The sequence below is a fragment of the Photorhabdus antumapuensis genome, from assembly GCF_020387775.1.
In the GTDB taxonomy this organism is placed as follows: Bacteria; Pseudomonadota; Gammaproteobacteria; order Enterobacterales; family Enterobacteriaceae; genus Photorhabdus; species Photorhabdus antumapuensis.
The window spans coordinates 1-6,732 of the sequence record NZ_JAHZMK010000074.1 but is presented as its reverse complement, the minus strand read 5'-3'; the positions used below and the strand labels follow the sequence as shown (position 1 = coordinate 6,732).

General features: G+C 39.2%; 6 protein-coding genes and 2 pseudogenes. 5 read left to right on the top strand and 3 right to left on the bottom strand.

What is annotated here, in order from left to right; translation table 11 throughout:
* Positions 1-340 precede the first annotated feature (340 nt).
* Positions 341-649: a hypothetical protein gene (locus KZ793_RS21440; protein WP_225817138.1), complete on the top strand. Its 309-nt coding sequence runs from the start codon at positions 341-343 to the stop codon at positions 647-649.
* 67 nt (positions 650-716) lie between these two features.
* Here the strand turns inward: KZ793_RS21440 and KZ793_RS21435 are convergent, their stop codons facing one another.
* Both KZ793_RS21435 and KZ793_RS21430 read right to left on the bottom strand, forming a co-directional pair.
* The gene (locus tag KZ793_RS21435) at positions 717-1,103 is read right to left on the bottom strand and encodes a hypothetical protein (protein ID WP_225817137.1); all 387 of its coding nucleotides are present in this window, start codon (positions 1,101-1,103) and stop codon (positions 717-719) included.
* 4 nt (positions 1,104-1,107) lie between these two features.
* On the bottom strand, positions 1,108-2,160 hold the full coding sequence (locus KZ793_RS21430) for a LacI family DNA-binding transcriptional regulator (protein WP_225817136.1): 1,053 nt from the start codon (positions 2,158-2,160) through the stop codon (positions 1,108-1,110).
* A gap of 642 nt (positions 2,161-2,802) precedes the next feature.
* Here KZ793_RS21430 and KZ793_RS21425 point away from each other — a divergent pair.
* From KZ793_RS21425 to KZ793_RS21415, 3 genes are all read left to right on the top strand, one after another.
* Positions 2,803-4,089 (top strand): MFS transporter, encoded by a 1,287-nt coding sequence (locus tag KZ793_RS21425; RefSeq protein ID WP_225817135.1) that lies wholly within the window; start codon positions 2,803-2,805, stop codon positions 4,087-4,089.
* A 202-nt stretch (positions 4,090-4,291) separates the two neighbouring features.
* Complete coding sequence (locus KZ793_RS21420) at positions 4,292-4,543, top strand: helix-turn-helix domain-containing protein (protein WP_225817134.1); 252 nt, start codon at positions 4,292-4,294, stop codon at positions 4,541-4,543.
* A gap of 449 nt (positions 4,544-4,992) precedes the next feature.
* Positions 4,993-5,241 carry a hypothetical protein gene (locus KZ793_RS21415; RefSeq protein ID WP_225817133.1) on the top strand — a complete coding sequence of 83 codons (249 nt, stop codon included), beginning with the start codon at positions 4,993-4,995 and terminating at the stop codon, positions 5,239-5,241.
* A 98-nt stretch (positions 5,242-5,339) separates the two neighbouring features.
* On the opposite strand, the pseudogene KZ793_RS21410 reads toward KZ793_RS21415, so the two are convergent.
* Positions 5,340-6,304 (bottom strand): annotated as a pseudogene (locus KZ793_RS21410) (IS110 family transposase).
* A 218-nt stretch (positions 6,305-6,522) separates the two neighbouring features.
* Here KZ793_RS21410 and KZ793_RS21405 point away from each other — a divergent pair.
* Positions 6,523-6,732: pseudogene (locus KZ793_RS21405) on the top strand (IS4 family transposase); the annotation flags it as partial.

Below are 6,732 nucleotides of genomic sequence, written 5' to 3'. Positions count from 1 at the left end.
TCCAATAAAAATAATGGGTTGGAGGGTATTTTCGAGAGGCTTAATACTTAAGGTTCAGTGTATGTACTGTTGCTAACTTTCAGTTGTTTCGACAATGACAAGGTTTTGCGAAGATTGTAATGAAATAAAACACCGACACATTCCATTCCGGGTCATCATTAATATTTTGATATAATTTTTTATCGTAGAAAAATTAAGTGTAGTGTTTGAAAATGGATAATTACTTAATTAGCTCATTAAATCAATGAAGGCGGATTCGACTAATAAGCTACCAACTTGGATTATTAAGTGGAGAGTTAAATAATGTCAAAAAACAGATAAACCTTGGCTACTTTGGGAAATGTATGATGATTCCAATGAATTATGGGAAGATATTCTTCATCACCCAAACTGGAATCCTGATTTTAAATATCGCCGTAGGCCTGAAATGATAACAGTCGGTAAAATTAGTTTTCCAAAGCCGATTGATTATGAGTTAAGAGAGAGGGATAAATATTTCACTGCAAGTTCTGACGGGGTGGGGTATTTTGTCTGGAGAGATGATAATGTTGATTATTATTATTTACAATCGGGGGTTATTCATTTAACAAAAGAAGCCGCGAAACAACATGTAAAAGCTATAATTAAAATTAATAATGGTGAATTCTGATGAACTCACTCGAAAAGATGGCTCATAAATAGGACCAGCAGGAGTATTTGAAAATAAACTTACGATTTTACTGTGTTATTGGCGTCCAAACCGTAAGTTTCTGTATAAAATTAACCGCCAACGAAGTAAGTGCCGTTTGGCAGTATGTGCTTGTATAGCAATAAAGGGGTTTTGGGTGACCGAGTAGCTGGTCACTACCCCAAATAAGTGTTTCAGCCTGTCCGGTCAGGACAATTTGGATGATATTTTCGTTATTTGCTCTTTTCCCAATTTCTGCCGTTTTATTGATCATCTCTTTGATGCATATGAAGTACTGATCAACATTAAATTCAACAAGTTCACCGTTGCGGTTGTAGTTGACAGTTTCTGATAGTGTATTAAGTGGGGCCAGACTTTTGTCATATACAGAAACTTTGATATTAGTCGTCCCTAAATCAATAGCTATGATACTCATCAGGCTAACATCTCTTCTTGTCTAATAAATTGCGTACAGAGCCCCTGGCAACCAAAGTGGGCGCAGTGGAAAAAAAACGTGTTTCAGTGCGCCCATTTAATAGCGTTGATTGCAAAATATTAATATGGTTTTCCGCCATTTTGTCTTTAGGCAGGTGTATGGTCGTCAGAGGCGGCATGGAAAAAGCAGAAATTGGGTTATCATCGAATCCAATCACACTGATATCGTCTGGTATTCTAAAATTATACTGCATAGCTGCTTTGTATACTCCGTAGGCCAGAATATCGTCAAAAGTTAACACCCCGGTTATAGGGAGACTAAAGGTATTTTTGTCGTGATCCCATAATTCTTGAATAACCTGAAATCCGTTTGTAATAGATGAATGGGTTGTTTTTACCATATCCCTGTTGAACGGAATGCCATATTCGCTGTAAGCCCGTTCGATCCCTAATACAAACTCTTTACTCGTAGGAAATGATAATGACTCTGTGATAATCAGACAGTTTCTATGTCCGTTTGACAGCATTTCCCTTGCAGCAAGGTAACCACCATGCGCATAATCAACATGAACATGGTGACAATTCATTGTTTCATAATGAACACCCTGAAGGGTGATTCGGTTGGGCATCTTTGATAACAGACGTAAATTATCGGTGTTCATGGATGTCGGCTCAAGAATAATAAAATCCACTTGTCTGGACATGACGGTCAATATATTGGCACGCTCTGTATTTTCATTGAACTGCGAATCAAAAATCATCGTGGTATATCCATGCTCCGCCATCTGGGTCAGGATCTTACAGAAAATGTAGGCCAGTACAGGGTTTTCGATATCGCTGAAAATAACAGCAACAGTTTTGGTAGAATGGCTGCGAAGCCCCTTTGCAAGTGAATTTGGCATATAACCCATCTCGTTTGCTTTGTTTAAAACCAACCGTCGGGTTTTTTCTTTAATAGCAGGATCGTTGTTCAGTGCTTTCGAAACTGTTGAAAACGAAATATTTAATTCTTTGGCAATAGATTTAATCGTAACAGGTTTGTTAGCGTTATATGTCATCACTGGTATATCCTTTTCCTCTAATAAAGGAGGAACAACACAGGTGTTGTTGATTGATTTGAGAGTAAAATATATTTACAACGTTGTCAAACTCACAATTTCATCACACTAATGCCTAGTTAATGTTCAAAGGTACTCTGCTTGTTACTAACATTAATGCTGCCAAAAAGTGGAATGCTATCACAAAAAGCAGATTTTGTTATCAGACTGTAAAATTCCTGCTTGACTAATGATGTCCTTTATTTAAAGCTTATAGTTATAACGTTTGAATTTCTGGAGATTGACTTTCATCATATAGAATATTTCTGATATAACGGTTAATTATCTGGATAAAAATCTGGAAATTACACGTGAAAAGTCAGGAAACTGACACTTTTCAAAAACAGCAGTACCTATTTTTTTAACTTAAAAATTACAACGTTTTAAATTACTTTTATGATGAAAATATCGTGTTCGATCATAATGTTGCAGGGGAATAATTTAACTGAACAGGCCAACCTGTTGTACAAATTGGAATACACAATAGATTATAAAAATTCAAAAGACGTTTGCAATATAACGTCTGTCTGATAGTGAAGTAAAACTAAGCTAAGTATTTAAAAATTTTGAATGCTGAAAAAATATTTAATTGTAGGGTTTGAAATGAAGCAGAATACGAGTGGTTTTTTAGGACGAATAGGTATACCCAGTACATTATCGTGGGGTTATTTGGGTATTTTGTCCTTTATGATTGGTAATGGAATAGAAATAGGTTGGTTAAGCCCCTATCTGGTAGATAATGGATTAAGTATTCAGGACGTTTCCACACTATTTAGCATTTACGGCATCAGTGTCGCCATATCTTCTTGGTTTGCTGGCGTATTTTTTGAGGCATTTGGGGCTAAACGAACCATGCTATTAGGCACAATTTTTTGTGTTGTTGGCACCGTAGGTTTCGTCAGCCTGGGCTTAAAAGAAATGTCGTATCCACTTTTGTTGATGGCACAAGCCATTAAAGGTTTCGGATATCCGCTATTTGCTTACTCATTTTCAGTGTGGATTGCCTATAGAAGTCCTGTTGTCAAACTCAGTACAGCATATGGATGGTTTTATTTTGTTTTTTCAGGCGGAATGCAAGTATTAGCTACTTTTTATGCGAGTTGGGCAGTAGAAGAATTAGGTCATATTAATACATTATGGACAACACTGATATTTATTATTATTGGCGCTTTTTTTGCTCTGGTTCTCAATCACGATAACATTAAACCCCAAAGTAACAATAATACCCTTGAAAATATAAAGGAAGTTTTGAAGGGGATAACTATTCTTAAGGAATATCCAAAACTATTTATTTCTTGTATCCTTCGAATCATAAATTCACTTTCTCAATACGCTTTTCCTGTTTATTTACCGGTATATATGATTTCTCAGGGTTTTACTACAACTCAGTGGCTAAGCATTTGGGGAACTGCTTTTACGAGTAATATTCTATTTAATTTGGTCTGGGGTATAGTGGGAGACAAAATAGGTTATAAAAGGACGATTATTTGGTGTGGCGGGGTCCTGACTGGTGTTGCTTCATTGCTTCTGTTTTTTGCACCACAATTTGTTGGAACAAATTACGCCATAGTACTCATATGTGGAATTTGCTGGGGAGCGGGTGTCGCAGGTTATATCCCGTTGGATGCGATGTCCGCTAATATGGTAGAAAAAGACAAAGGGGCTGTCATGTCAGTACTGAATTTAGGGACGGGTTTATCTGTAGTGATTGGCCCTGCTATTGTTGGTTTATTTATAAATAGTCTGGGGGCAAGTGGCGTCACTTGTATCGTTGCTACGCTTTATTTTGTCGGTGCTTTGATTAGTAATTTTCTGGATGAACCTGAGAAGGTTTCTAAAACCATTATTCAATCCGACGCTCTTACAATGAATAAGTTTTCAAACTCATAAATGAGTGTTTAATTGGTCACATATTCAAATTGTATATGGTTCTGTGTTCATGGATCTTGGTAAGAAATTTTTTGCCAGTGTGTCTGTTATCGCCCTTTTGATAACGGTTCTGGTAGAAAAAATTTCGTTCACCAGAAATGAACACAGGCTCATGGAGCCTGTTTAAATCATCATCATAAACCAATGGGAGAAGTAAGCCGATATGATATCAACTCAAAACGATTGGCATCCAGCAGATATTATTGCTGAATTGCGTAAACGTGGCACAACACTTGCCGCATTATCACGGGAATCAGGACTAAGTTCATCAACACTATCAAATACGTTAGCTCGCCGATGGTCTAAGGGAGAAAAAATTATTGCGGACAAACTCGGAATACATCCTTCAGTTATTTGGCCCAGTAGATATTTTGATGAAAATGGAGATCCTATTAAGCGAAGTCTTTATAAATAATTGGATTAATTATAATGATAAACATTCTATCTATCTCTGATTAAAATTCAATATGATTATTTCGATGTAAAAATATCGAAAAATATATTTCATTAGAGCAATCTATGTATAACTCAGGTCTCACAATTCTTTATATGAGGTGATCCTTGAAAAAGCCGCTAAAGAATGCCCAGAATCATTGTTGAACCTTATTCCATTGGCCTGTGATATAAATGAAGACGTTCATAGTGCTCTTGCCGCACATGATGAGAAAAAGAATATTGATGTTGTGAATAACCCAGAATTGACTAAAAAACTTTCAAATATTTATTCGAGAGAATGGTAAGTATAATTTAAGCGTTACCTTTGTACCTTTATTTATATGTTTTTAATTAAGGCAGGTAACGCTTTTTTAAGCTGCTCTTCGTACATATCAGTTTAAGAGCTGTCCTAAATAACTGATCCTAATTGTGCTACGTTTTGTCCATACCATGCCCGCCTCTAGGATCATAGGTATCTACACAATTTTCGTCAGAAATGGTATTAATATTCAGTATGCCTTCAACTTTTCTATCGCCGGACTTGATGCCTGGCTCAACCGTCGATATCAATCTTTGGTTAAACAACCTATGACTCTTGCCACTTCCCTTGCACCGACGATTAAAGATATCGCCAGTGCCATGGTGTCATCCGAGCCCTGTTTCCTTATTACTACATAGGTATGTCACTATCTTGGTCAACAACAGGTTATTACAGGGGCGGTAGCCGTTTTCTCATCAGTGTTTGCAAACCCAATAAAACGTCTTTTTGAAACCTCTTAATTCACGGATTTTTTCAGAATAAAATCAACATCATCCTTCAAAATGCGCCAGATAATACGAACCAGTTTGTTGGCTAAGTTGACCGTCGCTTTCATGACTCTACATCGGATAATCAATTTTCTCAGCCACTCACCCAAGCCATCATCGCGTTTTTGACAACAGCGCATCACTGCACGGGCGCCATGAATGATTAACGTTTGCAGGTGACGGTTACCCTGTTTGGTCATGCCTGACAGGCAGCTTTTTCCCCGGAATTGTATTGGCGTGGAACCAGACCACACTAGGCCAAGAGCTGTCAGCCATGCGAGAATTGCTCTGCATTAACTTCACTGATAAAAGCCGCGCCAATCAATGGCCCCACACCGGGAATGGTCAGTCAGTGGGAGTAACCTGATTGCTGGCTTGATACTGCCTGAATTTCTTTATCTATTTCGTGAATACGGGCATCAAATCGCCGCATATCTTCCTGTAGCGAATGGAGCAGACGGCGGAGGACAAAGGATAATGAATCCAAAATATCAGGCAAAGCCTGCCGGAGTTGCTGAATGCCCACAGGGATAACGATCCCTTGCTAGGCGAGCAACGCCCGGATTTGATTAACCAGTGCGGTACGTTGTTCCACCCTAAGTTGTCGGGCACTGCATAGTGCTTTGATATCCTGTTGCTCAAGGGTTTTGACCGGCACAAAGTGGATTCCGGGATGACAGGCGGTTTCACAGATAGCCAGCGCATCACTGGCATCATTTTTCTGATTTTTACAAAGTGCCTTGACATGCTGCGCCGGGATAAGCCTGATTTCATAGCCCATGGCTTGTAACGTTCTTCCCCAGTAATGAGCACTCTGACAGACCTTCATCGCAATAAATGTATCGGGAGGAAACGCCTAGAGTGTATCCAGCAATTTTTACCGTGAGACTTTTTTGTTCCAGGCGACAGAGTTATCCGTTAACCAGATACAGATCTGGAAAAGGGAGCGTCCATCACATCATTACAAGCAAATAGGTAGCGAGTATCTTTTTTTCTCACTATTGGGGGTCATTTCACAGGCCTCCATCTACAGGCGATGCCAGTGACGGATTTCGATATCCGACATGTGGCGTGGTCTGACGGGTTTTAGCTTTTGGTTACGGAAATTTCTGGGGTTCCAGCGTACCAATGGCATTCGGTTAAGATCTTGCCGGCGCATCAATCGTTCGGGGAAGCCAATCGCTTAATCCCCTGATTGTCAGCGCCCGAAATGGACAGGCGCGACAATTACCGACACTGACAGGAAAAAAACTCCGGGAGATTAGCCGCAAAAACAACCGTGCTGAAGTGCTGGATTTCACCTGTCGGCGTGGCCGATTCGAATTTCGGGTCATCCGGCGTTGGTTTGCGCAGGAAAAGCGC

What these genes read in the sequence shown, in the direction of transcription:
- KZ793_RS21440 (WP_225817138.1), top strand. Translation starts at nt 341, where the DNA reads ATGTATGATGATTCCAATGAATTATGGGAAGATATTCTTCATCACCCA.
- KZ793_RS21435 (WP_225817137.1), bottom strand. Translation starts at nt 1,103, where the DNA reads ATGAGTATCATAGCTATTGATTTAGGGACGACTAATATCAAAGTTTCT.
- KZ793_RS21430 (WP_225817136.1), bottom strand. Translation starts at nt 2,160, where the DNA reads ATGACATATAACGCTAACAAACCTGTTACGATTAAATCTATTGCCAAA.
- KZ793_RS21425 (WP_225817135.1), top strand. Translation starts at nt 2,803, where the DNA reads ATGAAGCAGAATACGAGTGGTTTTTTAGGACGAATAGGTATACCCAGT.
- KZ793_RS21420 (WP_225817134.1), top strand. Translation starts at nt 4,292, where the DNA reads ATGATATCAACTCAAAACGATTGGCATCCAGCAGATATTATTGCTGAA.